This is a genomic window from Blautia sp. LMAG:36 (genome assembly GCF_008680535.1).
GTDB lineage: Bacteria > Bacillota > Clostridia > Lachnospirales > Lachnospiraceae > Blautia_A > Blautia_A fusiformis.
On record NZ_NALB01000010.1, the window covers coordinates 186853 to 213242 of the forward strand.

Annotated in this window: 27 protein-coding genes; 25 read left to right on the forward strand and 2 right to left on the reverse strand. The window is 47.0% G+C overall.

The features are described from left to right. Nucleotides 1-9: 9 nt before the first annotated feature. From CCC17_RS13330 to CCC17_RS13440, 24 genes are all read left to right on the forward strand, one after another. The gene (locus CCC17_RS13330) at nucleotides 10-2757 is read left to right on the forward strand and encodes an FtsK/SpoIIIE family DNA translocase (RefSeq protein ID WP_287083249.1); all 2748 of its coding nucleotides are present in this window, start codon (nucleotides 10-12) and stop codon (nucleotides 2755-2757) included. Beyond that, nucleotides 2754-3233 (forward strand): 23S rRNA (pseudouridine(1915)-N(3))-methyltransferase RlmH, encoded by a 480-nt coding sequence (gene rlmH / locus CCC17_RS13335; protein WP_021650552.1) that lies wholly within the window; start codon nucleotides 2754-2756, stop codon nucleotides 3231-3233. The genes CCC17_RS13330 and rlmH overlap by 4 nt, the downstream gene beginning before the upstream one ends. Before the next feature lie 115 nt (nucleotides 3234-3348). After that, nucleotides 3349-3636 (forward strand): co-chaperone GroES, encoded by a 288-nt coding sequence (gene groES / locus CCC17_RS13340; protein ID WP_015524829.1) that lies wholly within the window; start codon nucleotides 3349-3351, stop codon nucleotides 3634-3636. Next, complete coding sequence (locus CCC17_RS13345; protein WP_015524830.1) at nucleotides 3636-4130, forward strand: MATE family efflux transporter; 495 nt, start codon at nucleotides 3636-3638, stop codon at nucleotides 4128-4130. Before groES ends, CCC17_RS13345 begins: the two co-directional genes overlap by 1 nt. Nucleotides 4131-4159: 29 nt before the next feature. Continuing rightward, entirely contained in the window at nucleotides 4160-4393 is a 234-nt protein-coding gene (locus CCC17_RS14925) for a hypothetical protein (protein WP_015524831.1), read from the forward strand. A 222-nt stretch (nucleotides 4394-4615) separates the two neighbouring features. Then, nucleotides 4616-6187 (forward strand): ABC transporter substrate-binding protein, encoded by a 1572-nt coding sequence (locus CCC17_RS13350; RefSeq protein WP_015524832.1) that lies wholly within the window; start codon nucleotides 4616-4618, stop codon nucleotides 6185-6187. 98 nt (nucleotides 6188-6285) lie between these two features. Next, nucleotides 6286-7236 carry an ABC transporter permease gene (locus CCC17_RS13355; RefSeq protein ID WP_021650547.1) on the forward strand — a complete coding sequence of 317 codons (951 nt, stop codon included), beginning with the start codon at nucleotides 6286-6288 and terminating at the stop codon, nucleotides 7234-7236. A 13-nt stretch (nucleotides 7237-7249) separates the two neighbouring features. Next, on the forward strand, nucleotides 7250-8083 hold the full coding sequence (locus CCC17_RS13360; RefSeq protein ID WP_021650546.1) for an ABC transporter permease: 834 nt from the start codon (nucleotides 7250-7252) through the stop codon (nucleotides 8081-8083). 15 nt (nucleotides 8084-8098) lie between these two features. Next, on the forward strand, nucleotides 8099-9058 hold the full coding sequence (locus CCC17_RS13365; RefSeq protein ID WP_287083250.1) for an ABC transporter ATP-binding protein: 960 nt from the start codon (nucleotides 8099-8101) through the stop codon (nucleotides 9056-9058). After that, the gene (locus tag CCC17_RS13370; protein WP_287083251.1) at nucleotides 9055-10032 is read left to right on the forward strand and encodes an ABC transporter ATP-binding protein; all 978 of its coding nucleotides are present in this window, start codon (nucleotides 9055-9057) and stop codon (nucleotides 10030-10032) included. Before CCC17_RS13365 ends, CCC17_RS13370 begins: the two co-directional genes overlap by 4 nt. A gap of 77 nt (nucleotides 10033-10109) precedes the next feature. Further along, nucleotides 10110-11330 (forward strand): L-cysteine desulfidase family protein, encoded by a 1221-nt coding sequence (locus CCC17_RS13375; RefSeq protein ID WP_138277745.1) that lies wholly within the window; start codon nucleotides 10110-10112, stop codon nucleotides 11328-11330. A 44-nt stretch (nucleotides 11331-11374) separates the two neighbouring features. Then, nucleotides 11375-12166 carry an NYN domain-containing protein gene (locus CCC17_RS13380; protein WP_022426781.1) on the forward strand — a complete coding sequence of 264 codons (792 nt, stop codon included), beginning with the start codon at nucleotides 11375-11377 and terminating at the stop codon, nucleotides 12164-12166. Continuing rightward, entirely contained in the window at nucleotides 12163-13125 is a 963-nt protein-coding gene (locus tag CCC17_RS13385; RefSeq protein WP_287083252.1) for a tRNA dihydrouridine synthase, read from the forward strand. Before CCC17_RS13380 ends, CCC17_RS13385 begins: the two co-directional genes overlap by 4 nt. After that, nucleotides 13122-13667 (forward strand): DUF2284 domain-containing protein, encoded by a 546-nt coding sequence (locus CCC17_RS13390; protein WP_287083253.1) that lies wholly within the window; start codon nucleotides 13122-13124, stop codon nucleotides 13665-13667. Before CCC17_RS13385 ends, CCC17_RS13390 begins: the two co-directional genes overlap by 4 nt. Before the next feature lie 84 nt (nucleotides 13668-13751). Further along, nucleotides 13752-14015, forward strand: coding sequence for a YabP/YqfC family sporulation protein (locus tag CCC17_RS13395; protein WP_021650540.1), 264 nt, complete (start codon nucleotides 13752-13754; stop codon nucleotides 14013-14015). Next, nucleotides 14015-15220: a sporulation protein YqfD gene (locus CCC17_RS13400; protein WP_287083254.1), complete on the forward strand. Its 1206-nt coding sequence runs from the start codon at nucleotides 14015-14017 to the stop codon at nucleotides 15218-15220. The genes CCC17_RS13395 and CCC17_RS13400 overlap by 1 nt, the downstream gene beginning before the upstream one ends. Further along, complete coding sequence (locus CCC17_RS13405) at nucleotides 15213-16238, forward strand: PhoH family protein (RefSeq protein ID WP_022426778.1); 1026 nt, start codon at nucleotides 15213-15215, stop codon at nucleotides 16236-16238. The genes CCC17_RS13400 and CCC17_RS13405 overlap by 8 nt, the downstream gene beginning before the upstream one ends. Continuing rightward, nucleotides 16235-16729, forward strand: coding sequence for an rRNA maturation RNase YbeY (gene ybeY / locus CCC17_RS13410; protein WP_186582480.1), 495 nt, complete (start codon nucleotides 16235-16237; stop codon nucleotides 16727-16729). The genes CCC17_RS13405 and ybeY overlap by 4 nt, the downstream gene beginning before the upstream one ends. 63 nt (nucleotides 16730-16792) lie before the next feature. Next, the gene (locus CCC17_RS13415) at nucleotides 16793-17842 is read left to right on the forward strand and encodes a DUF3048 domain-containing protein (RefSeq protein ID WP_021650536.1); all 1050 of its coding nucleotides are present in this window, start codon (nucleotides 16793-16795) and stop codon (nucleotides 17840-17842) included. Between the two features lie 34 nt (nucleotides 17843-17876). Next, the gene (gene proB / locus CCC17_RS13420; protein WP_044960851.1) at nucleotides 17877-18740 is read left to right on the forward strand and encodes a glutamate 5-kinase; all 864 of its coding nucleotides are present in this window, start codon (nucleotides 17877-17879) and stop codon (nucleotides 18738-18740) included. A 16-nt stretch (nucleotides 18741-18756) separates the two neighbouring features. Next, complete coding sequence (locus CCC17_RS13425; protein WP_044960849.1) at nucleotides 18757-18978, forward strand: DUF896 domain-containing protein; 222 nt, start codon at nucleotides 18757-18759, stop codon at nucleotides 18976-18978. Further along, entirely contained in the window at nucleotides 18956-19516 is a 561-nt protein-coding gene (locus tag CCC17_RS13430) for a 5-formyltetrahydrofolate cyclo-ligase (protein ID WP_287083255.1), read from the forward strand. The genes CCC17_RS13425 and CCC17_RS13430 overlap by 23 nt, the downstream gene beginning before the upstream one ends. A 43-nt stretch (nucleotides 19517-19559) precedes the next feature. Beyond that, complete coding sequence (locus CCC17_RS13435) at nucleotides 19560-20810, forward strand: glutamate-5-semialdehyde dehydrogenase (RefSeq protein ID WP_287083256.1); 1251 nt, start codon at nucleotides 19560-19562, stop codon at nucleotides 20808-20810. A gap of 111 nt (nucleotides 20811-20921) precedes the next feature. Then, nucleotides 20922-23960: a hypothetical protein gene (locus CCC17_RS13440; RefSeq protein ID WP_287083257.1), complete on the forward strand. Its 3039-nt coding sequence runs from the start codon at nucleotides 20922-20924 to the stop codon at nucleotides 23958-23960. Nucleotides 23961-24050: 90 nt separating this feature from the next. Here the strand turns inward: CCC17_RS13440 and CCC17_RS13445 are convergent, their stop codons facing one another. Together CCC17_RS13445 and CCC17_RS13450 are read right to left on the reverse strand one after the other, a co-directional pair. Beyond that, nucleotides 24051-24782, reverse strand: coding sequence for an ABC transporter permease (locus tag CCC17_RS13445; protein WP_021650531.1), 732 nt, complete (start codon nucleotides 24780-24782; stop codon nucleotides 24051-24053). 54 nt (nucleotides 24783-24836) lie between these two features. Beyond that, entirely contained in the window at nucleotides 24837-25679 is an 843-nt protein-coding gene (locus CCC17_RS13450; RefSeq protein ID WP_021650530.1) for an ABC transporter ATP-binding protein, read from the reverse strand. Between the two features lie 149 nt (nucleotides 25680-25828). On the opposite strand from CCC17_RS13450, the gene CCC17_RS13455 reads away from it, so the two are divergent. Beyond that, on the forward strand, nucleotides 25829-26362 hold the full coding sequence (locus CCC17_RS13455; RefSeq protein WP_235812344.1) for a hypothetical protein: 534 nt from the start codon (nucleotides 25829-25831) through the stop codon (nucleotides 26360-26362). Nucleotides 26363-26390: the final 28 nt, after the last annotated feature.

A 26390-nucleotide genomic window follows, 5' to 3' on the forward strand; every position in this document is an offset into this window, starting at 1 on the left:
AGTCTGACAATGGCAGCTTCAAAAACGACAAAAAAAAGAAAAAGAAAACCTGCGGCGAAGCAGCAGCCTGTCGGTAACCGCTTTCAGACAGAGATCTTGATCCTTGTGATGTTTGCGGCCTGCCTGATCCTGATGATCAGTGCATTTGGTATGGGAGGGATCGTAGGAAATGCCATCAGTGCCGTATGCTTTGGCATCATGGGACTTTGTGCATATATTTTCCCGATCCTGCTTTTTGCCGGAGTTACGTTCCTGATCGTGAACAATACCAACCGCCTTGCCTACAAAAAGGTACTGGCGGGCGTGGTATTTTTTGTGTTCCTCTGCGGCTTTCTTCAGCTGATCACAGAGGGCTATACGCCAAGTACCACGTTTTCGGATTATTATTCACTGAGTTCGGAATACCGTACCGGCGGTGGAGTATTCGGTGGTGCAGTATGTATTTCCACAGCATCCGCTTTTGGCGTTGTGGGCGGAACTGTGATCATCGTTCTGGTGCTTCTTGTGTCTCTCATCATCATAACACAGAGATCCTTCTTCGGATTTATGAATAAGATCTTGGACTTTTTTACAGATGCAGCAAGAGAGGGCAGAGAAGCTTATCTTGAGGGACAGCCGGACAGAGAAAAGCAGAAGGAGCTTCGCAGAAAGATCCGTGCGGAAAAAAGAGCGGAGAAGATCCGCCGGCTGGAAGAAGAGCTGGAGGAAGAAGAACTTGCCCTTACAGAGAAAGATCCGGAAAATATCTCAAAAAAACAAAAGAAAAAAACAAGAAGATCGCAGAAAGAAAGACAGGCTGCGGTGAAGGCGAACCGGGAAGGAGAATTTAATCTTCCTTCTTTCCTTGATGAACAAAAGGCTGTACTTCCGGCAGATACAGATCTGACAGAAGAGGATCCAGGGCTTGATGAGAAACCGGAGGAGCATGCTCAGCCGCTGGAATTCCAGATCCACCGTTCACAGTCCCAGCCGGCCCGGGAAGAGTCGGAGGAGCCGGATTTCGAAAGAGAAATGCAGGAAGCCGAAGAGGAGGATGCTTATTCCGGCTACGAGGATGTAGATATTCCCGAGATGCAGCAGATCCTGCCGGCAAAGACAGCTGTAGCAGCAAAAGCTTCCCGGGAAACAGGAAAGGCAGCTGCTCCCGCTGAGATAAAGGAGGATCCTCAGCCGGAAGCTGAACAGAAAGCATCCCATCAGCCCTCCAGAAACCCGAAGTCATCTCAGACAGAGATCGAGCATGGGATCAGAAATATCCAGCATGAGATCAGCCAGGGAGAAGCTCCGGAGAAGAAACCATATCAGTATCCGCCGCTGAAGCTTCTGAAGCGCGGAGATGGCAGATCTCAGGGAGATTCCGATGCACATCTGCGCAAAACAGCGCAGAAGCTTCAGGAAACCCTGCATAATTTCGGTGTCAATGTAACCGTTACCAATGTGAGCTGCGGACCTACCGTTACTCGCTATGAGCTGCAGCCGGAAATGGGTGTGAAGGTCAGCAAGATCGTTGGTCTTTCCGATGATATCAAGCTGAATCTTGCTACACCGGATATCCGCATCGAAGCACCGATACCGGGAAAGGCAGCCGTGGGGATCGAGGTCCCGAACAAGGAGAACAGCCCGGTCATGCTGAGGGATCTTCTTCAGTCAGAGGAGTTTAAAAATGCAAAATCCAAGCTGTCCTTTGCAGCAGGTAAGGATATTGCCGGAAAACCGGTAGTGGCAGATATTGCCAAGATGCCGCATCTTCTTATCGCCGGAGCAACCGGCTCCGGAAAATCCGTCTGCATCAATACGCTGATCATCAGCATCCTTTATAAGGCTACACCGGATGAGGTGCGTCTGATCATGATCGATCCGAAGGTGGTGGAGCTCAGTGTATATAATGGGATCCCGCACCTGTTCATTCCGGTGGTCACAGATCCGAAGAAAGCGGCCGGTGCGCTGAACTGGGCTGTTTCCGAGATGACCAGTCGTTACAATGCCTTTGCGGAATATGGGGTACGTAATCTTGGAGAATATAACAAAAAGGTTGCCAATATGCGGGTCCCGGAGGGAGAAAAGGCACCTGAGAAGATGCCGCAGATCGTGATCATCGTGGACGAGCTTGCGGATCTTATGATGGTTGCGCCGGGAGAAGTTGAGGATGCGATCTGCCGTCTGGCCCAGCTGGCACGTGCAGCAGGTATCCATTTGATCATTGCTACCCAGAGGCCATCGGTCAATGTCATCACAGGTCTGATCAAGGCCAATATGCCGTCCAGGATCGCATTTTCCGTATCTTCCGGTGTGGATTCCAGAACGATCCTGGATATGAACGGTGCCGAGAAGCTTCTTGGCAAGGGCGATATGCTGTTTTATCCTCAGGGGTATCAGAAGCCGGCCAGACTGCAGGGTGCTTTTGTTTCAGATGAGGAGGTCAGTGCAGTCGTAGAATATGTTTCTGACAAAAACCAGGGTGCTGTTTATGATACCTCCATCGAGAAGCAGGTCAATACAGCCGGTGTCCCGGGAGGAGCCGGCGGCGGTGACAGAGATGTCTATTTTACAGAAGCCGGTAAATTTATCATTGAGAAGGAAAAGGCCTCCATCGGTATGCTCCAGCGTATGTTCAAGATCGGATTTAACCGTGCGGCAAGGATCATGGATCAGCTTTGTGACGCAGGAGTGGTAGGTCCGGAGGAAGGAACCAAGCCAAGGAAGGTTTTGATGTCAGCAGAAGAATTTGAGAATTATCTGGAGGAGAACGGCGGATGAAAATAAGTATCCTGACAGTAGGGAAGATCAAGGAAAAATATCTGCGGGATGCCATTGCGGAGTATTCCAAGCGCCTCGGGCGTTACTGCAAGCTGGAGATCATAGAAGTGTCCGACGAAAAAACACCGGATAATGCCAGCGAAACAGTAGAAGATGCCATTCGGAACAAGGAAGGGGAGCGTCTTCTTAAATATATCCGGGATGATGCGTTTGTGATCACTCTGGAGATCGGAGGCGAACAGCTGACCTCTGAGAACTTCGCACGGAAGATCAACGAGCTGGGAATACGTGGGACCAGCCATATCCAGTTTGTGATCGGCGGCTCTATCGGTCTTGGAAAAGAAGTACTGAAGAGATCAGACTATGCTTTAAGCTTTTCGAAGATGACATTTCCTCATCAGCTGATGCGTGTGATCCTTCTGGAACAGATCTACCGTAGCTATCGTATCATCAGCGGAGAGCCCTATCATAAATAATATCATACTACATATCTGCAAATATCTTGACAATTTTCGGATATGTAGTATGATAAAAAAAGAGTAGCACTCGGAGCTTAAGAGTGCTAATAATCACAGAAAGAAGGAAATGAATATGGCATTAAAACCAGTTGCAGACAGAGTTATCGTAAAATATTTTGAGACAGAAGACAAAACCGCATCCGGCATCGTACTTCCGGAAAGCTCCAAGGAGAAAACCCAGCAGGCAGAGGTTATCGCAGTAGGTGGCGGTAAGGTCGTAGACGGTAAAGAAGTACCGGTACAGGTAAAGCCGGGCGACCGTGTGATCTACGGAAAATACACAGGAACCGAGATCAAATATGAGGGTGAGAAATATCTGGTGATCAACGCTGATGATATTATTGCCATCGTAAAAGACTGATGAAGAATTTTTATCGTAATTTTCTGAAATTATGCTCCATGCTGGTGCTGCAGAATGTAGTGACCTTAAGTGTCAATCTTGCGGACAACATTATGCTTGGAGCCTTCAGCGAAACTGCATTATCCGGTGTGACCACCGTAAATCAGGTACAGTTCGTCTTTCAGCAGCTACTTATGGCGCTGGGAGACGGACTTGTCATATTCGGAAGTCAGTACTGGGGAAAGAAAGAGACAGAGCCGGTAAGGAAGATCGGTGCCTGGGCCATGCGCACAGGCTTTTTTATTGCCCTTATGCTGTTTATCCTGGCCAGCCTTTTTCTAACACAGCTGCTGGGGCTTTTTACAACAGACCAGACGATTATCGAAGGCGGTCTTTCCTATCTGGCGATCATCCGGTTTACTTACTTTTTCTTTGCGGTGACGCAGATCCTGCTTGCTACACTGCGCTGTGTGGAAATTGCAGGGGTTGCCTTCGGGCTTTCGGTAATGACTTAAGTGTAGTAATGGTAGGAATGTCCTATCAGATGCCGACAAACGGTGGTATCATCCGGGGAAGCGGAAGCATTGCCTATTCCATGAAGGTGGACCTGATCAGTACCTGGGGGATCGTGATCCCTCTGTCCATGTTTATGGCATTTGTGGTTAAGGCATCTCCGGCAGTGGTGGTATGCTGCCTGAATGCAGATCAGATCTTTAAATGTGTGCCTGCATTTTTGAAGTGCAATTACGGACACTGGATCAAAAATATGACGAATTAAGGAAATATATATAGATCAGAGGCAAGATACAGAAAATTTATCTTGACGCCTGTGTGATCTGTATGTAGAATAAATACAAGCTTTAACGAAATGCAGTAAAAAAATCTCTGAAGAGCCAGGGACAGCTTGACAAAGGTAATATGGTATAGTATTATTTTACCTATATCATATTAAACTGGTGGGAAAAGAGGAATACTCACTGAAACACAGGAGGAACAGGAAATGAGAAAAAAAGTACTGGCAGCGCTTCTGGTAGCTGCAGTGGCAGGAACAACTGTTATGTCAGGAATGACTGCTTTTGCAGCAGAAACAGAAGGAACCAAGGCGGAAGGCGGAAATATTACCATTGCAGAAACAGCAGATCCGCAGAACATCAATCCGCTTTATGTTGTGGATCAGACAAGCTTCGATATGATGCAGGCACTGTACAGCCCGTTTTTTGAGATCGTGAACGGAGAGATGTATTACGGAAACGGACTTTGCGAAAGTGTAACAGCCAATGATGATGCCAGCGAATTCACACTGAAGCTCAAAGACGGACTGAAATGGCATGACGGTCAGCCGATTACAGCCGATGATGTGGTATTCACCATGCAGGTGCTGGTAGATGAGAAGCAGAATGTTCCGTATTCTTCTTACGGATACGTTAATGACAAGGCAGTAGAGGCAGAGAAGGTTGATGACCTTACAGTCAAGATTTCCCTTGGATCATCTTCCGCAGGATTTCTTGGTGGACTGAGCCAGGTTTACTGTATTCCGAAGCATATTTATGACGGCGTGGAGAATATCGGAGAAAGTGATCTCAACAATGAACCGGTGGGAAGTGGTCCTTTTAAGTTCGAGGAATACAAATCCGGAGAGTATTATAAAGTAACAAAATTCGATGACTATTTTGATGATGTAAATCTGGATTCCATCACCTTCAAGATCGTAAAGGATTCCAGCTCCGCCAATGCGGCACTTGCAAGCGGAGATCTGGATGCACGTCTGATCAGCGCAGATGATTACGATACCGTCAGTGCTTACGATAACGTAAACATCAATACCTATAATTCCGGACGTGTCAACGCCATGTTCATGAATGAGCTGAACGAAGATCTTCAGGATGTAAAGGTACGTCAGGCGATCGCATACGCACTGAATAAAGAGGAGTTCTGTCAGTTTGCTTTCCTTTCCGAGGATTATGCAGAGCCTGCAGATTCTATTTTTACACCGGATACACTCTACTATACAAAACCGGACAATACCTACGACAATGATCCGGCTAAAGCACAGGAGCTCCTTTCCGAAGCAGGAAAGACAAGTCTTTCTCTGAACCTGATGTATATCTCCACAGATAAGACAATGGAGAGTGAGGCTCTGTATGTACAGTCTGCCCTTGCCAATGTAGGAATCACCATCAATCTTCTTCCTACAGATGAGTCTACCTTCAAGAATAAGACAAAGGATACGGAGTGTACAGATTATGATCTGGTACTGAGCTTCTACACTCTGGGAGAAGAGCCGAGCCTTTATGCAGACATGAGTTCTTCCGTCAGCCGTTCCAACTATTCCAGGATCAAGGATACAGATCTGGATGCATTGTGGGAAGAGGGCAACAGTACTGCAGATGAGACAAAACGTGGCGAGATTTATAAGGAGATCCAGAATACGATCAATGATAACATGTATATCTATCCGATCGCTTATTCCAATGGTTTCTATGCGGTAAGTAAAGATTTCGGAGGCTTTGATGAATGTCTGTTAAAAACTATTTATTATGATTATTCCAAGATCTACACATTGGAGAAATAAATAATTTTATAGCGGATGAATACCGGAAACAGAAAGAGGCTGACGCGTTTTTGCGCCAGCCGATTTCCTGTTTTCGGGGAAAATAAAGGAGGTACATTTTGAAGAAGATCGTAAACCGTCTGATACAGTGTATTCTGACACTGTTTATTGTCTCTGTTCTCTGCTTTGCACTGACAAAAGCAGCGCCCGGAGATCCTGTCCTGACTTATGTGGAACCAAATATGAGTGAAGAATATATCCAGAACCTGAGAGAAAGCCTGGGACTTACAAAGCCTGTCTATGAGCAGTACTTTCTGTGGCTGGGAAGGATCCTTCACGGGAATTTCGGAAATTCCCTGATGAATAACCGACCGGTCCTGACACAGATGCTGGAGAGGCTTCCCGCAACCGTGATCCTAATGGGAACCAGCATGCTGCTTGGTTTTCTCATTGCCATTGTACTGGGCCTGTATTCCGGAAAGAATAAAAATGGTGTTCTGGATAAGATCACCAGCATGTTCTGTTATGTAGGTATCTCCATTCCTACGTTCTGGTTCGGTATCATGCTGATCTATCTCTTCAGTGTGCATCTCCATATCCTGCCAAGTATCGGTATGCATTCAGACGGCAACCGTTCCTTAGGAGATCTGATCCTGCATATGGTCATGCCCTGCGCAGTTCTGACCTTTGCAAATGCGTCACAGTACATCCGGTATTTAAGAAGCAGTACCATTACGGAAATGTCCTCCGATTATGTTATGGTGCAGAAGGCTTACGGAATGAAAGAGTCTGGAATCCTTTTCCGGCATGTACTGAAAAATGCCATGCTTCCTATGATCACAGTTCTCGGAATGAGCTTGCAGTCTCTGGTTTCCGGTGCCATTATCACCGAGCAGGTTTTTGCATGGCCGGGAATCGGTCAGCTGGCAGTGACCGCTGTTATGCAGTATGATTATCCCCTGATCATGGGAATCACCATGTTTACCGCGCTTCTCGTGGTGCTCGGAAATCTTCTGGCAGATATCCTGTATGCTGTCTTTGATCCGAGGATCCGCAAAGCAGGATGTTAGGAGGTAAAGGGACATGAGAGAAAATATCTGGAAAAATATCAAACTTGGTTTTAAGACAAATAAACTTGCAGTGGTAGGTGCAGCAGCGATCATCCTGCTGGCACTGATCTCCATTTTTGCCTTTTTGTATCCGGTAGATCCCAATGCCATCAGCGCCACAGAGCGACTGAATGCTCCATCCATGGCTCACCTTTTCGGTACGGATGATATGGGACGGGATTATCTGGCTCGCTGTATTTACGGAGGAAGAGCATCCCTTCTGGTGGGCTTCCTTTCCATGGTGCTTTCTACAGCCCTTGGTGTGATCATCGGTTCCATCAGCGGTTTTGTGGGAGGAACGGTGGATGCAGTGCTGATGCGTCTGGTGGATGCACTGATGAGCCTTCCGACATTCCTGATCATGATCGTTATGAATGCCTTCCTGAAACCGGGACTTCAGAACATTGTCCTGATTATCGGCTTTCTGACCTGGATGAACATTGCCAGGATCGTCCGTGGCGAGACCATTTCCCTGAACGAGAGAGAGTATGTCATCTATGCAAAGATCTCCGGACAGAAGAAATTCTCCACCATTGTACATCATATCCTGCCTAACATCATGCCTACCATTATCGTGGCTGCAACCATGAACATTGCCAATGCCATCCTGATGGAATCTGCACTGAGCTTTTTCGGCCTGGGTATCCAGCCGCCTACGGCTTCCTGGGGAAGTATGCTGAGCAATGCACAGCGCTATATCCAGCAGGCACCGTATCTGGCTATTTTCCCCGGAATCCTGATCCTGATCACGGTCGTCAGCTTCAATTATCTGGGAGAAGTATTAAGAAAAGTATTCGAGCCCAAGTAAGGAGGACATTTACATATGGAAAAATTACTGGAAGTAAAAGATCTGAAGGTGTCTTTCTTTACAGACCTTGGAGAGACACAGGCAGTAAAAGGTGCAGGCTTTGCCATCGGTGAGGGGGATTTTTTCGGGATTGTAGGAGAGTCCGGAAGTGGAAAAAGCGTGACCACCAAATCCATTCTCCGTCTCGGACCATCCAACTGTAAGATCATGGGTGGTGAGATCCTGTTCCGGGGAGAAGATATCCTGAAGAAAAATGAAGCAGAGCTCCGTGAGATCCGCGGTGGTGAGATCGCCATGATCTTTCAGGATTCTCTTTCCGCACTGAATCCGGTTTACACTGTTGGCAATAAGATGGTAGAGCTGATCCGGCGCCATACCAATATGAACAAAAAAGAAGCAAAGGCCCGGGTGCTGGAGCTTCTCACAGCCGTTGGCATCACAGACCCGGAAAAGGCTATGAACAGCTATCCCCACGAGCTTTCCGGCGGTATGCGCCAGCGTGTGATGATCGCCATGGCCATGAGCAGTGATCCGAAGGTTCTGATCGCAGATGAGCCCACCACAGCCCTGGATGTTACGATCCAGGCGCAGATCCTTCATCTGCTTCTGGAACTTCAGAAAAAAAACAATATGAGCATCATCCTGATCACCCATGATCTGGGCGTTGTAGCGCAGACCTGTAAACGGGTAGCTGTCATGTGTGGTGGCTACGTGGTGGAAGAGGGAACTGTAGAAGAGATCTTTCTTCATCCGGGACATCCCTATACACAGGCACTGATCGCAAGCATGCCGCGGGTGGGAGGTACCTTTGAACAGTTTCTGGAGAGAGATCTTTCGGACGGAAACGGTAATCTGTGTCCCTTCCTGAATCGCTGTAAATATGCGGACAAAACCTGTGAAGCCTGTCTTCCGAAATATTATGAGGCTTCAGAGGGACACAGGATATTCTGTCACAGAAGGGAGGAGAAGAGATGAGCAAGCCCTTAATTGAAGTAAAAGATCTGAAAGTATATTTTAAACAGAAATCTCCGAAGCTTCTGTCCTTTAAGCCGGGCATACTGAAGGCTGTGGATCAGGTAAGCTTTTCGATTGAAAAGGGGAAAACCTTCGGTCTGGTAGGAGAATCCGGAAGCGGAAAATCTACCATCGGAAAGGCAATCCTACGTTATCATAAACCCACAGGCGGTGAGATTTTTTATGAAGGAACAGAGATCGGAGCCATGGGTGAAAAAGAACTGCTTCCATACCGCAAAAAAATGCAGTCCGTTTTTCAGGATCCCTATTCCTCTCTGGACCCAAGCCATACAGTGCAGGATATCATCTGTGAGCCTATGGAGATCCATAAAATGTACACGCAGAAAGAACGTAAGGAGCGTGCAAAAGAACTGATCCGCGTGGTTGGCCTCAAAGAGCAGGATCTTCTGAAGTATCCTCATGAGTTCTCCGGCGGACAGCGTCAGAGGATTTCCATTGCAAGAGCACTTTCCGTACAGCCGGAATTTGTAGTCTGCGATGAGCCCATTTCTGCGCTGGATGTTTCCCTGCAGGCCCAGATTGTCCAGATGCTTCAGGATCTTCAGGAAAAATACGGGCTGACCTATCTGTTCATCAGCCATCAGCTGCAGGTGGTCCAGAAGATCTGTGATGAGATCGGGGTGCTTTATCTTGGAAATCTCATGGAGATCGCAGATGCAGATAAGCTCTATTCCAATCCGCTGCATCCTTATACAAAAATGCTGATCTCCTCGATTCCGATTCCTGACCCGAGAGTCAAAACTCTGGATCAGATCGTTACGGATACCGGAGTACAGTCCAGATCTATCGGGGGCTGCCGCTTCCATAACCGCTGTCCGTGGTGTGAGGAACGCTGCAGACAGGAAACCCCGGCACTTCGTCAGGTGGAGCCGGGGCATATGGTAGCATGTCATAAATATCAGGAAAAGAAATAATCATAAAATACGGGAAGGTAAATAAAAAAGTGGACAAAAATATATATAAAAACTATCTGGCGATCCTCCGTGAGGAGATGATCCCGGCTATGGGATGTACAGAACCGATCGCTCTGGCCTATGGTGCGGCAAGAGCAAGAGAGATCCTTGGGAAAGAGCCGGAGCGTATCGTAGCAAAATGTTCCGGAAATATCATCAAAAATGTGCGTTGTGTGATCATTCCCAATTCCGGGGGATTAAAGGGAATTCCTGCAGGTGTGATCCTTGGGGCGGTAGCAGGAGATGCTTCTCTGGATATGGAGGTTCTTTCCAAAGTCGATGAAAAGGGCAGGGCACGCTGCCGGGAACTTCTGGAGGCAGATATCTGTAAGGTAGAGCTTCTGGATACGCCGGTGGTCCTTCACATTATCATCGAAATGTATGCCGGTGAAGATACCGTCAGCCTGGAGATCAAATACGACCATATCAACGTGACCAGGATCAGCAAAAACGGGGAAATCCTCCTTGATGCAGACAAAGCTGTGGAAGAAAAGGAAGAGACGGACCGCGGCCTGTTAAATCTGGAGGATATTCGGGAATTTGCGGATACCGTAGAGCTTTCCGATGTAAAGGAACTTCTGGATGCGCAGATCAGAAGCAATATGGCCATTGCTCATGAGGGAATGACCGGAAAATACGGCCTGGGTATCGGGCGCGTGATCCGTGAAAATTATTCTCATGATATGCTCACCAGAATGAGAAGTCTTACTGCAGCAGCTTCCGAGGCACGTATGGGTGGCTGTGATATGCCGGTTGTCATCAATTCCGGAAGCGGAAATCAGGGAATTGCATGCTCTGTTCCGCTGATCGTCTATGCAAGAGAGATGGAGCTGCCGGATTACAGCCTCTACAGGGCCCTGGTGTTTTCCAATCTCCTCACAGTCTATCAGAAGCAATATATAGGGAAGCTGTCTGCCTTCTGCGGGGCGGTATCGGCCTCCTGTGCAGCCGGAGCCGCCATTACCTATATGGTAGGCGGAGATATTTCCCTGATCAAAAAAACGATCGAGAATACCCTTGCCAATATTCCGGGAATCATCTGTGATGGGGCCAAGATCTCCTGTGCTGCCAAGATCGCAGCCTGTCTTGACGCAGCATTCCTGGCGCATCATCTTGCCATGAACGGGCAGTCTTATGCACCTTATACAGGAATTCTCCAGGAAGAAACCGCAGAGACCATCAGCTGTGTGGGACAGATCGGAAAAGACGGCATGAAGGAAACAGACAGAGAGATCCTCAAGATCATGCTGGAGCATTGATCCACATCGGAAACGGCACAGATTAAACAGAAAAGGTTGGATTTATGGACAACGAATTAAGAATTGCAATACTGATCGATGCAGATAATGTATCAGACAAATACATCAAGATCATCGTGGATGAAGTGGCAAACATCGGCATAGCCACCTACAAACGGATCTATGGAGACTGGACCAGTGCACGGCTTTCCTCCTGGAAAAAGGTTCTTCTGGAGGATTCCATCATTCCTATCCAGCAGTACAGCTATACCACCGGAAAAAACGCCACCGATTCGGCGATGATCATTGATGCCATGGATATTCTGTATTCCGGAAATGTGGATGGATATTGTATTGTTTCTTCGGACAGTGATTTCACCCGTCTGGCAGCAAGACTCCGGGAATCCGGAATGCTGGTCCTGGGTATGGGAGAGGAGAAGACGCCGAAGCCGTTTATTTCCGCATGCAACCAGTTTAAATATCTGGATCTTCTCTATCGCAACCAACAGGAGGAAGAGAAGAAGGAAGATCTGGCTACTGCAGCAGAAGCTAAAAAATCCGGAAACAGCAGTAAACAGAGCAGCTCCGGCTCCAGGAAGAACAAAGATCTCAAGCGGGTGCGCAAGGCCATTAATGCCATCATCGAGAAATTTTCTGACGAAGAGGGATGGCTTTCCTCCGGACAGCTGGGCGATCAGCTTGGGAAACGACTTCCGGATTTTGATGTGCGTAATTACGGATATTCCAAGCTGACCCCCTTTATCAAATCTCTGGGAAATTATGAGACAGGCAGGATCCCCACAGGAAGCGGAGGGAGAAAGCAGATCTATTTCCGGATGAAGGAGGATAAACAATGAAGAATTATCTGGCACCTATGGAGGGCGTAACCAACTGGGTTTACCGGAATGCATATCATGACTGTTTTTATCCCATGGATAAATACTTTACTCCCTTCATCACTGCCAAGCCCAATAAACGTCTCAGCAGCAAGGAGATCAAAGAGGTATCACCGGAAACCAACGGAGATCTTCCGGTGATTCCCCAGATCCTGACCAACAATGCGGAGGATTTTGTGAAAACAGCGCATATCTTTCGGGATGAATACGGACACAGGGAAGTAAATCTCAATCTGGGATGCCCCTCGGGAACTGTCACAGCCAAGGGAAAGGGGGCCGGTTTCCTGGGCGAGCCGGATAAGCTGGAACGTTTTCTGGATGAGATCTTCGAAAAGACCGGGATGGAGATCTCCATAAAAACGAGAGTGGGAACGGATTATGAGGAAGACTGGGAACGGCTTCTTGAGATCTACGGCAGATATCCGCTGAAGGAGCTGATCATCCATCCACGCCTCCTGAAGGATCATTATAAGGGGATTCCCAGATATGGACTGTATGAGGAGGCAAGGGAAAAGCTGAAGGTTCCTCTGGGATATAACGGGGATATTTTTTCAGTGGAGGCTTATCAGGAAATCCGGGAGAAATTTCCGGATGCAGACAGCGTCATGTACGGAAGAGGCCTGATCGCAAGGCCCTATCTTCTGGATGCTATTATGCAAAAAGAAGACAGAGAGGATCACCGGGAAGAATACCGGAAAAAGCTGCGGCAGTTTCATGACCGTCTTTACCGGGATTATCAGGAACATCTTTCAGGAGAACGAAATGTACTTTTCCGCATGAAGGAATTGTGGAGTTATATGGCACCGGGCTTTACCAATTATGCCAGATATCTGAAAAAGATCAAAAAATCCCAGCATTTTGGTGACTATGAGGCGGCAGTTATGAGCCTTTTTGGAGAACAGGAGATCTTAAAGGTATGAACAGTATAAAAGAAAAATTTGATGAATTTATTTCCCAGTATCCCATTTTTGAGTATCGTGTGCTGGATACAGGGGATATTAAAGTACAGTCACGTGTGCGTACGATCTGTAAACAGGAATGTGAACGTTATGGGAGCACATGGGCCTGTCCTCCGGCAGTGGGAGAGCTGTCAGAATGCGAAAAGAAGATCCGGAGCTATCCGAAAGCAGTTTTCTTTTCCAGCGTTGCGGAGGTATCGGATATCATGAACATGAAGGAGATGCTTTCCACAAGAATGGAACACGAAGCGCTTACAGAGAAGGTACGTGATTTTCTGGAGGGAGAGGGCTACGAGACCTTTACACTTTCCACGGAATCCTGTGACTTCTGTGAACGCTGTGCCTATCTGGACGGAAAACCATGCCGTTTTCCGAAGCATATGCATCCATGCCTGGAAAGCTATGGCGTGGTAGTCAGTGAGATCGTAGAAAAGGAAGCTATGGAATACAATCTGGGTGGAAATACCATTCTCTGGTTTTCCATGGTGCTGATCCGCAGATAAAAGACAAAAAGCAGATACAGCGAAAGATACATAAGAAGAAATCCTCCGGCATAGATTAATGATAAAAGCCGGAGGATTTTTTTAATGAGAAAAATGTCAGCTTTTCTGGAACTTCCCGGGGAACCGGCATTTCGGGAGGTGCAGGTGATACTTACGGGAAAACGCCGGGCAGTGATCGAAAATTACCGGAATATCCAGAGCTATACAAGGGAGGAGATCCTGATACTGACACCTTCCGGCAGACTTGTGATCCGTGGGAAAAACCTTGTGATCCCCTGCTACACAACCCTTGAACTATGTATCCGCGGGCAGATCGAAAGCATTACGCTGGAGGAGGGAAATAAGTAATGGTCCCAGGTTTTGTACGGGTTTCTGTCAAGGGACAGCAGTGTCAGCGGTTCGTGAACCTTTGCAGAGGCAGGGAAATGGATCTGAAAAGGATCATCCGCACCGGTGAGACGGAGCTTCAGCTCACCATGAAGGTAGCGGATTTTCTGCAGCTCTCGCCACTGCGGAGAAAAACAGGGGTACATATCCACATCCTGAAAAAAAGAGGACCTTTGTTTTTTCTGCTTTTCTGTAAAAGAAGAAAAATGATCCCCGCGGGGTTTTTGGCAGTTTTCTGCCTCCTTTTTTTTCTGTCAGGCAGAGTATGGAACGTTGAGATCCGGGGAAATATTTTAAATCCCACACCCCAGCTGATGAGCTTTCTGAAAGAGCAGGGGGTCTGTTTCGGAGTATCCAGAAAGAAGATCAGCTGCAGTGCACTTGCAGCTTCCCTGCGAAGAGAATTTCCGGAGATCACCTGGGTGTCTGCCGGATTTTCGGGAACGGGCTTGCGTTTTGAGATCCGGGAGGGAACTGCCGGAGAAAAAGCAGAGCCGGAAGAAAAATCCTGCAGTCTGTTTTCAACTCTGGACGGTGTGATCGATTCCATGGTCACACGGCAGGGAACTCCTCTTGTCAGGGCCGGGGATGAAATAAAAAAAGGCCAGGAACTGGTTTCCGGGATCGTGGACATCACCGATGACAGTCAGGAGGTTATCCGCTATGCATATGTTCAGGCAGATGCAGATATTTACATCCGACATACCATTGCCTATTACGATACCTTTCCGTTGGACATAGAGAAAAAGGTATGGTCCGGTAAAAAGAAAACAAGGCTTTTTTTTCAGCTGGGAAGCTGGTTTCTGGACTTTTCCTCTCCTCTGAAACAAAATGAGGAACGCCTCGTCAGCCGGGAACCTCTTTTCAGTATCGGGATTTTTCGTTCTCCTGTTACCCTGGGGATCGCTGCGATCAGGAAGTACGAAGTACAGAAAGAGCAGCTGACAGAGGATGCCGCAAAAAAACAGGCCATACAAAGGCTTTATGCCTATGAAGAAAAATTAATAGAAAAAGGGGTTCAAATATCTGAAAATAATGTTAAAATAGAAATAAATCACCAGGACTGCGTCAGCAGAGGCACTCTTACCGTCATTGAACGGACCGGAAGAGAAGCCCCCACAGAAAAAAAGACGCAGCCAAAAGAAAGGACACCAGAGGATGGCTAGCAGCATTATCGAATTATATGTGGATGTGCCGGCAGACCGCCAGGCGAATATTTTTGGACAGTTTGACGAGCATCTGAAGCTGATCGAACGTACTCTGAACGTAACCATGATCTTCCGTGACGGTTCTCTTAAGATCCTGGGAAGCCAGGAGGGAGCCACACAGGCCAGGGCGATCGTGGAGGAACTGAACACACTTGCGGGCAGAGGCAATACCATCACACAGCAGAATGTGAATTACGCACTTTCCCTTGCCATGGAGAAGATCGGCTCCGTGATGGAGGAGATCGACAAGGATTTTATCTGTAATACCATACAGGGCAGACCCATCAAGCCCAAGACTCTCGGACAGAAGGATTATGTGGAACAGATCCGTAAGAAGATGATCGTGTTCGGCGTGGGACCTGCCGGAACCGGCAAAACCTATCTTGCCATGGCTATGGCAGTAACTGCTTTTCGCAATGAGGAGGTTTCCAGGATCATTCTTACCAGACCGGCCATTGAGGCAGGCGAGAAGCTGGGATTCCTTCCTGGCGATCTCCAGAGCAAGGTCGATCCCTATCTGCGTCCTCTTTATGATGCATTGTATCAGATCATGGGCGCAGACAGCTTTGCCAAAAACATGGAGAAGGGGCTCATCGAGGTTGCCCCTCTTGCCTATATGAGAGGACGTACACTGGATAATGCCTTCATCATCCTGGATGAGGCGCAGAATACCACACCTGCCCAGATGAAGATGTTTCTGACCAGGATCGGCTTCGGTTCCAAGGTGATCATCACAGGAGATGCATCCCAGAAGGACCTTCCCAGGGATGCCACGTCTGGTCTGGATGTGGCGATGAAGGTGCTGAAGAAGATCGATGACATCGGATTCTGTCAGCTGACCAGCAAGGATGTTGTACGTCATCCACTTGTACAGCAGATCGTACAGGCCTATGACGATTATGAAAAAAAACAGAAGCCTGCCAAATCCAGGAAGGATGACAGGTATGCTGTGAAAAATAAGGAGTACAGAAGATGACCATAAATATCGAATATGAGACAGATCAGGAGTTAGGCATTGACTATGCTGCCCTTGCATCCCAGGTTGCGGACAAGGTTCTTGAAATGGAAAAATGTCCCTATGACGGACAGGTCAATCTTGTCCTGACAGACAACGAGGAGATCAAGAGGGTAAATACGGAATTCCGGAATATCCAGGCTCCTACGGATGTGCTGTCATTTCCTATGATCCCCTTTGAGACACCGGCGGATTATTCCATTGTGGAAGAGGATGAGTCCTATTTTGATCTGGACAGTGATGAACTCCTTCTTGGAGATATCATGATCTCTGTACCTAAGGTTTTTGCCCAGGCAGAGGAATACGGACATAGTGTGACAAGGGAATTCTGTTTCCTGGTGGCACACAGTATGCTGCATCTTCTGGGCTATGATCATATGACAGAGGATGAGGCAAAGGTCATGGAAGCCAAGCAGGCAGCGGCACTGAAGGAGCTGGGGATCAACCGCTAGACGGGCTGTCCCACGGAAAAGCTAAGCGGAAAACTCTTCCGCTTTAAGAAAAGGAGGTAATATATGAGAATGAAAAAGACAGGTATCCTGGCAGGTATCACAGCTGCATGCATCTGCATTGCCCAGACTGTTCCCGCTTTTGGGGCAGGGCAGGATCTGGTAGGCTTTGTCCCCAATGAGGAAAAGCAGGAAGAAACCCAGGTAAAGAGCTATCTTACCGGCGAAAATGTTCCGGAGAGCATTGGACGGAGAAGACCGGTTGCCGTGATGATGGGCAACAACAGTGTCGGAGCTCCCCAGAGTGGGATCGGACATGCCGGTGTTGTCTACGAAGCGCCGGTGGAAGGTAATATTACCCGTCTTATGGGCATTCTCGAAGATTACGATGAGCTGGAACGGATCGGTTCCGTTCGCAGCTGCCGTGACTATTATCTCTTTTATGCCAACGAATTTAATGCGATCTATGCTCACTACGGACAGGCTGCCTATGCACTGCCTTATCTGGAGCAGCATGTGATCGATAACCTTAACGGGATCCAGATCGGCAAGCTGGCTTTTTTCCGCACAACAGACAGGAAGGCACCTCACAATGCCTATACAGATGCCAGCCATCTTCAGGCAGGCATAGATGCTATGGGATACAGCCAGGAATATAAAGAAGAATATACCGGACATTATCTTTTTGCAGAAGATGGTACAGAGACTGTACCGGATGGGATCACAGCCAGCCTTGTGAAGCTGGATAATTTTACTGACAATCATCCCTGGTATGAATACGATGAGGAGACAAAGGAATATAAGAGATTCCAGTTTGGCAAGGAACATGTGGATCAGCTGGATAATGAACCGCTTACCTGCGACAATATCATCCTTCAGTATTCATCCTGCCCGGCCTACGATGGAAACGGCTATCTGAATATTGATGCCATTTCCGGCGGCGAGGGCAAGTTTATTACCAGAGGCAAAGCTATTGATATCCGCTGGGAGAAGGATTCTCCATGGGGGATTACGCATTATTACGACGGAAATGAACAGGAGATCCGCCTGAATCCGGGTACTACCTGGGTGGAGATTGTACAAAATGACAGGATTGATTCCGTTACTTATCAGTAAGACTAATATACAGGTATCAGGAGAAACAAAAAACATGAACGCAAATTACAGGGAACGACTGAAAGACAAGAAACGCATCGTTATCAAGATCGGATCATCATCACTGATCCACGCAGAAACAGGAAGACTGGATTTCCGTAAGCTGGAGATCCTGGCCAGAGAGCTCAGTGACCTTCATAACCAGGGGAAAGACGTAGTGCTGGTATCCTCCGGAGCCATTGCGGTAGGTGCAGCTGCACTGGGTATGAAGGGAAAGCCGGCAGAGCTTGAGAAAAAGCAGGCATGTGCAGCTGTGGGACAGGCCAGACTGATGACCATTTATCAGAAGCTTTTCGGGGAATATAATCAGATGGTGGCACAGATCCTGATGACCAAGAATACCATGGTCAACAATACCAACCGCAGGAATGCCCAGAATACCTTCCAGCAGCTTCTGGCAGAAAAGGTGATCCCCATTGTAAATGAGAACGACTCGGTATCCTCCTACGAATTCCAGAACCTGGTAAAATTCGGAGACAACGATACCCTTTCATCCGTGGTTGCTGCACTGATCGATGCGGATCTTCTGATCCTCATGTCCGATATTGACGGTCTTTTTACAGACGATCCCAATTCCAATCCGGATGCACAGTTTATCGACATTGTAGAAAACATGGATGACAATATGCGTAAGCTTGGCAAATCCTCCACAGGAAGCAATGTTGGTACCGGCGGAATGGCGACCAAGCTTACCGCTGCGATCATCGCCACTGCGGCAGGGGCGGACATGGTCATTGCCAACGGAAACGACTTCCACAACATCCACAGGATCGTGGAAGGCAGGAGCTGCGGAACATTATTTGTAGGAAACAAGAAGGAAGAATTCTTCCTCATTGATTATATCGAAAAACTGCTTTAAGGAGAGTATCATTATGATGGACAATATCAAGATCGACAGGATCAACGCGCTGGCACATAAACAGAAAAGTGTAGGTCTTACCGAGGAAGAAAAGGTGGAACAGGCGAAGCTTCGGAGAGAATATCTGGATGCAGTGAAGGGGAACCTCCGTGCGCATCTGAATAATATCGATATCAAAGAAAAGGATGGCAGCATTACCAATCTTGGAGAAAAATATGGAAGAAAAAAAGGAAATTAGAAAAAAGATTTTCAAAACCAGAAAAGAACATACCGATGCCTGGATCCTGGAAAACAGTCTCCGGATCACAGAGGCCCTGACACAGCTTCCGGAATACCGGAATGCAGAACGGATCATGGCATACGCAGATTATAACCATGAAGTGATCACACGCTATATCATCGAGCAGGCCTGGAAAGACGGCAAGGAAGTGGCAGTGCCAAAGGTTTTCGGAAAGGATATGGTATTTTACAGACTGACCGATTTCAGTCAGCTGGAATCCGGCTACTTCGGGATCCCGGAGCCAAAGGAAGACGGAGAAACGGTTTCCTGGGAAGAAGCCATGATGGTCATGCCCGGGGTGGCTTTTGACGTGAATTGCAACCGGGTAGGCTATGGCGGCGGTTTTTATGATCGCTTTCTGGAAAAACATCCGGAGGTCTGCCGCGTTGCAGTAGGATTTTCCTTCCAGATCCTTCCGGAGGTTCCCACAGAGCCTACGGATATCCGTCCGCAGGTCATTGTGACGGAAGAGAATATATACCGCGATGCACAGTAAGATATTGCTGTAAAGACAGAAAGAAAGGCAGGAATATTTGGAAATGAATGAAATGCTTGAAAAACTGGGACAGAATGCGAAAGATGCGGAGACAGTCCTTCGAAATCTTTCCACAAATGACAAAAATAAAACCCTGGAAGCTGTGGCAAAGGCTCTTGTCGCTCATACCGATGAGATTCTGAAGGCCAATGCCCTGGATGTGGAAAACGGCAAAAAGAATCAGATGCCGGAAGGACTGATCGACCGTCTGATGCTGACACCGGAGAGGATCGAAGGAATGGCAGACGGACTTCGTCAGCTTACCGGTCTTGAAGATCCCATCGGGGAAGTTACCGGTATGAAAAAACGTCCCAACGGACTTCTGATCGGGCAGAAACGTGTTCCCTTAGGTGTGATCGGCATTATTTACGAAGCACGTCCCAATGTTACCTCAGATGCATTCGGTCTTTGCTTCAAAACCGGAAATGTCGTGATCCTGAAGGGTGGAAGCGACGCGATTCATTCCAATACTGCCATTGTTAACTGTATCCGTGAGGCATTAAAAGCCTGCAGCATTACCGAGGATGCTATCCAGCTGATCCAGGATACCTCCAGAGAAACGGCTGCGGAATTTATGAAGCTGAACCGGTATGTGGATGTACTGATCCCACGTGGCGGAAGAGGACTGATCAAAGCAGTGGTAAACCAGAGTACGATCCCTGTCATCGAGACCGGAACCGGAAACTGTCATATCTATGTGGACGAGACTGCAGATCTTCAGATGGCAGCGGATATTGTGATCAATGCAAAGACCCAGCGTGTGGGTGTATGCAATGCATGCGAGTCCCTTCTTGTAAACCGTAAGGTGAAGGATGATTTTCTGCCGGTATTGGCCGGACGCCTTAAGGAGAAGCATGTGGAGGTCCGTGCAGATGAAGTGGCAAAGGCTCTGATGCCGGGAGCAGTTCCTGCAACAGAAGAGGACTGGGGAACGGAATATCTTGACTATATCCTTTCTGTAAAGGTAGTGGATTCCGTGGAGGAAGCCATTGCACATATCAATAAATATAATACAAAGCATTCGGAGGCCATCATTACCAATGATTATACCCATGCCCAGAAATTCCTGGATGAGGTAGATGCAGCGGCAGTTTATGTGAACGCTTCTACCAGATTCACCGATGGAAACGAATTTGGATTCGGTGCGGAGATCGGAATCAGCACCCAGAAGCTCCATGCAAGAGGCCCAATGGGACTCCTTGCACTGACCACCACCAAGTATATCATTTATGGTAATGGACAGGTACGTCCGTAACACAATAAAGTAAAGCGGGTTTTTCGGTCCGCTTTACTTTTTTGAAGTGTTGTGCTATACTTTTTGGTAATTGGATTTAAAAAGACTAACTCATAACAGGAGGACTTATAAATGAAAAAAAAGCAGCTTTTTGCAGTCCTGCTTGCAGGTTCCATGACTGTTGGAATGGCACCTGCCGCAGCGTTTGCCGCTGAAGATACCGGAGCGGTAACAGAGGCAGAAGCACCGACTGCAGACGAGAATACAGAAACACCAGATGACGGAGCGGCTGTGGATGACCAGTCACAGAGTGAAGCCGACGCCCAGGCAGAGGCCGAAGCGCAGGCAGCGGCTCAGGCTCAGGCAGAGGCCGAAGCCCAGGCAGCAGCCCAGGCCCAGGCAGAGGCCGAAGCGCAGGCAGCAGCCCAGGCTCAGGCGGAAGCAGAGGCACAGGCAGCAGCTCAGGCTCAGGCGGAAGAGGCGCAGCAGGAGCAGACGGAAACTGTAACAGGAACAACAGTAACCGATGAAGCTGGATTAGCAGCAGCTATTGCGGCAGCTCCTGGCATTGACATTAATAATGTTAATAAAGACAATCTTACGACGATCGTTATCAGTGGAACAGTTCAGATTACGACACCAGTAACGATTCCGAAAGATAGAGGTATTTTGATCGTTGGAAAAGATGATACATCCATGATACAGCGTGCAGCCGGCTTTACTGGTAATCTGTTTGACGTAAGCGGTGCACTTTATATGCTTGATAATAGCGATAGCACACTTGTTGTTGATGGTGGCTCTGTTAATGGTGTACAGGCAGCAGGATCTTTGATTCATGTAGCCAGTGGCGCAAAATTTTCAATGTCAACAGGCATCACGCTGACTAATAATAAGGTCGTAGCAGATGCAACAACAGCAGATACAACAGCGGCAGCTATTTTTAATGAAGGTGGAATCGTTCATATTTCAGGTGGTACGATTGAGAATAACAGTTCAGACAAAGGTGCTGTCTATAGTACAGGAAAAGTTTTTATTGAGAAAATTGAAAAGACAGCAGAAACAGAACCGATTATCTCTAAAAACACAAAAGCTGATGGAACAACACCTGCCAATATCATTCTTGCTGGAGAAGGCCAGCTTGCTGTAAACAGTGCTATAACAAATCCTCAGATTGGATTTTATGTAGAAAATGCTGAAGAGAGGCTGCAGAATTCATCTGCGGTAATTGTAAAGGGTGATGACTGTTCTGATAGCGATTATCTACAGGCACTTAGTGTACTGGCTGGAAAATATGAAGATGTTAATTATAAAGTTAATCCAGAGAATGGTCAGCTTGTTTCTAACAAACCAACAGTTAATATTGATATCCCTACAAGTGAAGAAGCAAATACTGTTTCTGTAACCTTCACATCTGATAAAGCAGGTACATATTACTATAAATATGTTGCAAAAGGTGCGGAAGCTCCGACTATCGAGAAAGCTACAGAAGGTGGAACGGTTAAGGCAGGAGAAACCACTTCCCTGAAACTTACCAAGGTCACAGACAAGACTATTGACCTTTATATATGGGTAAAAGAAAGTGAAAGTGGTAACGACATTGTTGGTGAAGGTGTAAAGAAGGATATTGCAGTAACCCAGGCACAGAATCCAGACAATCCGAAACCGGCAGCACCAAAGGTTACTAAAATCAGCGCAGAAAGTAAAACTGCAACAACTGCAGAAGTAGTTCTCCAGTCTGATAAGAGCGGTAAATGCTATTATAAATGTGTGGCAAAGGGAGCGGATAAACCTTCCATTACAGCTAAAGATAATTATGTCGCGATCACTGAAAAAAAAGATTTTAAGATTGATCTGAAAAACCTGAAAGGTGATGCGATTGATCTCTATGTGCAGGTAGTAGCGAAAGATGGATCAAAGACAGCAGTGACCAAGATTGCAACTGTTACTTTGAAAAAAGAAACAGCTAAAACACCTGCGAAGATTTCCAACATAAGTTATAAATGGAAGAGCCATACATCTGCTACCGTAACTATGCGTTCTGATAAAGCTGGTGTATACTATTATAAATGGGTAAAACGTGGTTCCAAAGCTCCGACAGTTGATAAAATGAGCAAGGGAAAAAATGTTTCTGCAAATAAGGATTTCACGATCAGTTTGAAAGATTTGGATGCAAATAATGCAATTGATGTTTATGTGTGCATCAAAGGAACTGATGGAACTGTAAGTACACCAAAGAAGATTGCATTGGATGAAGCTATGCGTCCGGCAAATGTTAAATGGATTGCATTTGAATGGACCAGTCATACATCTGCAGTTGCTAAATTTGTAACTACTAAATCAGGTAAACTGTATTATGCATGGGTAACTCGGGATGAAGCTGGGAATTCAAAGATACCAGATATCTATAATTCCGGGAATTCTATAGAAACCGGAGCAGATAGAGAAATTTCAATTTATCTTAATGATCTTGATCCGGATAATGCCATTGACCTTTATGTTCGTTTTAAAGATAATAATGGAATAGAGACAGTTCCGTTAAAGCTAAATCTTAAAGAAGAGAACCGTCCTGCAGAAGGACATAATCCTAAATCTTATAAAGTTTCTGATAGTAGGGTATATGGCTTAGATGATCCACTAGAGTTTTATCCAAATACATTTTATGAATTTAGGGTAGTTGGTGCAGGAACAGATAATGATAATCCGGGAGAACAGGATGTTAAATGGGTTCCTCTCTATTGGAGTACATCTGCTAATCCTAGTGATAGTCAGAAACATAGTGCATGGAAGATTGGTTCCGCCAAGGGAATCAACAAAGACGCTACATACAACCTGTATGTATTCTTCCAGAAATACGTCTACACCGGTGGTCAGTGGCAGCAGACAGATACTATTGAATCTGCGGTATATCAGTTTAAATCTGCAAAACTGACACCTACCGGAACTCCGGGAGCAGATGGTTCATATGGCGGCGGTCAGACAGGCTCTGATCCGAACGCAACCATAACAGGAGAGGCATCCGCAACATCCTCCAATGGAGGCAACGGAACCAGATCTAAGAATGCAGTATCAACAGCCGATAACTCACCGATCGGAACCATGTCCGCACTGGCAGTGGCATCACTTCTTGCAGGTGGATATGTGATCGTGAGAAGAAGAAAAAAAGATATTTAAACGCACAATAGCCAAAGTAGCATAAGAAATAAAAAAATCACCGGTTTTCCGAAAGAACAGGAGAGCCGGTGATTTTTTGTAAGGATAAATTTACAGATTTTTTTTCTTATAGATAAACCAGGAAGCTGCAATGCTGAATGCAATTAGATAGACTGTCAGGATCAGGACACTGAGGTAATTGACTCCACCGCCGGAAGCAATGGTACGGATCAGATGACTGGTCTGTGACAGTGGAAGAGCAGCTACAAAATTCCCAAGAAAGCCCGGAATCTTCTCTGTAGAGAAGAAGGTGTTGCACAAAAAAGCCATTGGCATAATGATATAATTGGAAAAACGAGGTACATCCGCATGGTTTTTGGCAAGGAAAGAAACCACAACACCGATGGCTGAAAATACAGCACCGTTGAGGAACATCACCAGCAATGACCATCCGTTGAACACAAGACCGGTTCCGATCGGCATGGTCAGAAGAAGGATGATTCCTCCTGCATAAAGCCCGCGGAGACTGCCTCCGATGATCTGTCCGGCAATAAACTGCCACAGAGGTGTCGGAGATATCATAACCTGGTCAAAGGCTTTCTCATAAAGACGCTGCACATTCAGATTCTGTGCGATAGCATTAAAGCTTCCGTTCATTGTAGTCAGTGAAACTACACCAGGGATCAGGAAATTCAGATAAGGCTCTCCATGTGAGGAGGTCTGGATCCCCATTCCAAAAACGATCAGATACATCAGCGGCGCGATCATGGCCGCCAGCGTGATCTTATAGAAATCCCTTCGGAACTCCACCCATTTTTCCCATAAAATAGTAAGTATTCCCATGATAATTCATCGTCCATTCTGTTAAATTATAAGATAACTGTGGCTGACGCCGGCTTATCGCTGCATCAGATGCCTGCCTGCGCGCTCCACAAAAACATCCTCCAGAGTTGTCTCACGAAGGGTGCACTGTCCGTCCAGAGAGGACAGAAAAGAGATGGCCTCTTCCCGACTGTGGAAGTAGTGGCTTTTTGCCCCTTCCGGTGTTTCCTGATCTACGGTGTATTTTCCCAGGCCGTCGATCAGGCCCGATGGAGTATTGATCTCCTCCAGCTTTCCGTGATCCATAAGTGCTACCCGGTTGCAGAGAGACTGTGCCTCTTCCATATAGTGGGTTGTCAGAAGAATGGTCAGATTTTTTCCGTTCAGCTGACGGAGAAGATTCCACATCTGTCGTCTGGATAGCGCGTCCATACCTGCAGTGGGCTCGTCCAGAAGAAGGATCTCCGGACTTGTGAGAAGTGCCCGGCATACCATAAGCTTTCGTTTCATACCACCGGAAAGCTTCCTTACAGTCCGCTTGCGGAAGGGAAGAAGTCCACAGAAATCCAGAAGCTCTTCAGTTTTCCGTTTGATCTCTTTTCGTGGCATGAAATAAAGACGGCCCTGATATTCCATGATCTCGTCCATGTTCATATCCTGGCGCATGGAATATTCCTGCGTGATCACGCTGATCTTGCGCTTCAGATCCGGTCGGTTGCGTCCAAGTGTCTGCCCGTCAATGAGGATTTCGCCCTCTGTGGGCAGGAGCAGAGTGGAAAGCAGACTGATCGTGGTGGTCTTTCCGGCACCGTTGGGTCCCAGCAGACCGAAAAATTCGCCGGTTTCTATGCGAAGATCCAGAGAATCCACAGCCGTAAAACTGTCGAATTTTTTTGTGAGATTTTTTGTTTCGATCATCTCTGTTCATTTCCTTTCGTTTGTATGCAAATTTCACTCTATTATACTGGAAAAGAAGAGACATTTCAACAACTCTGAGATGTTCTTTACAGAAAAGGGGCGTTGTGTTATAGTGATACGAAGGAAAAACAGAAAACGGAGAGAAAACCATGAAACACAGGATGAGAACAATAATGCTGCTTCTTCTGACTATGCTGCTGCTATGCCCGATACAGGTTCTGGCTGCAGGTGGAGAGAACGCAGTGAAGACAGATCTGGAGGACGGAGAATATTCCATACAGGTGGAGCTGGAAGGCGGAAGCGGAAAGGCCAGCGTTTCTTCCCCCACATTGATGCTGGTAAAAGAGGGGAAGATGTATGCACGGCTCCAGTGGAGCAGCTCCAACTATGATTATATGATCGTAGATGGGGAAAAATATCTCAATGAGAGCGAGGAAGGCAGAAATTCTGTTTTTACTGTCCCGGTAACTGCCCTGGATGATAAGATGGAAGTGATCGCAGATACACTGGCCATGGGCGCCCCGCATGAGATCGATTATACGCTGACCTTTTATGAGGCTTCCATTGGCTCCAAGGGCCAGCTTCCTCAGGAGGCAGCGAAAAGAGTGGTTGCAGTTGCGCTGGTGATCATCATCGGCGGCGGTATCCTAAATTATTTTGTAAACAAAAGGAATCGGTGTTAAACCGGTTCTTTTTTTATGCCCTTTCGCA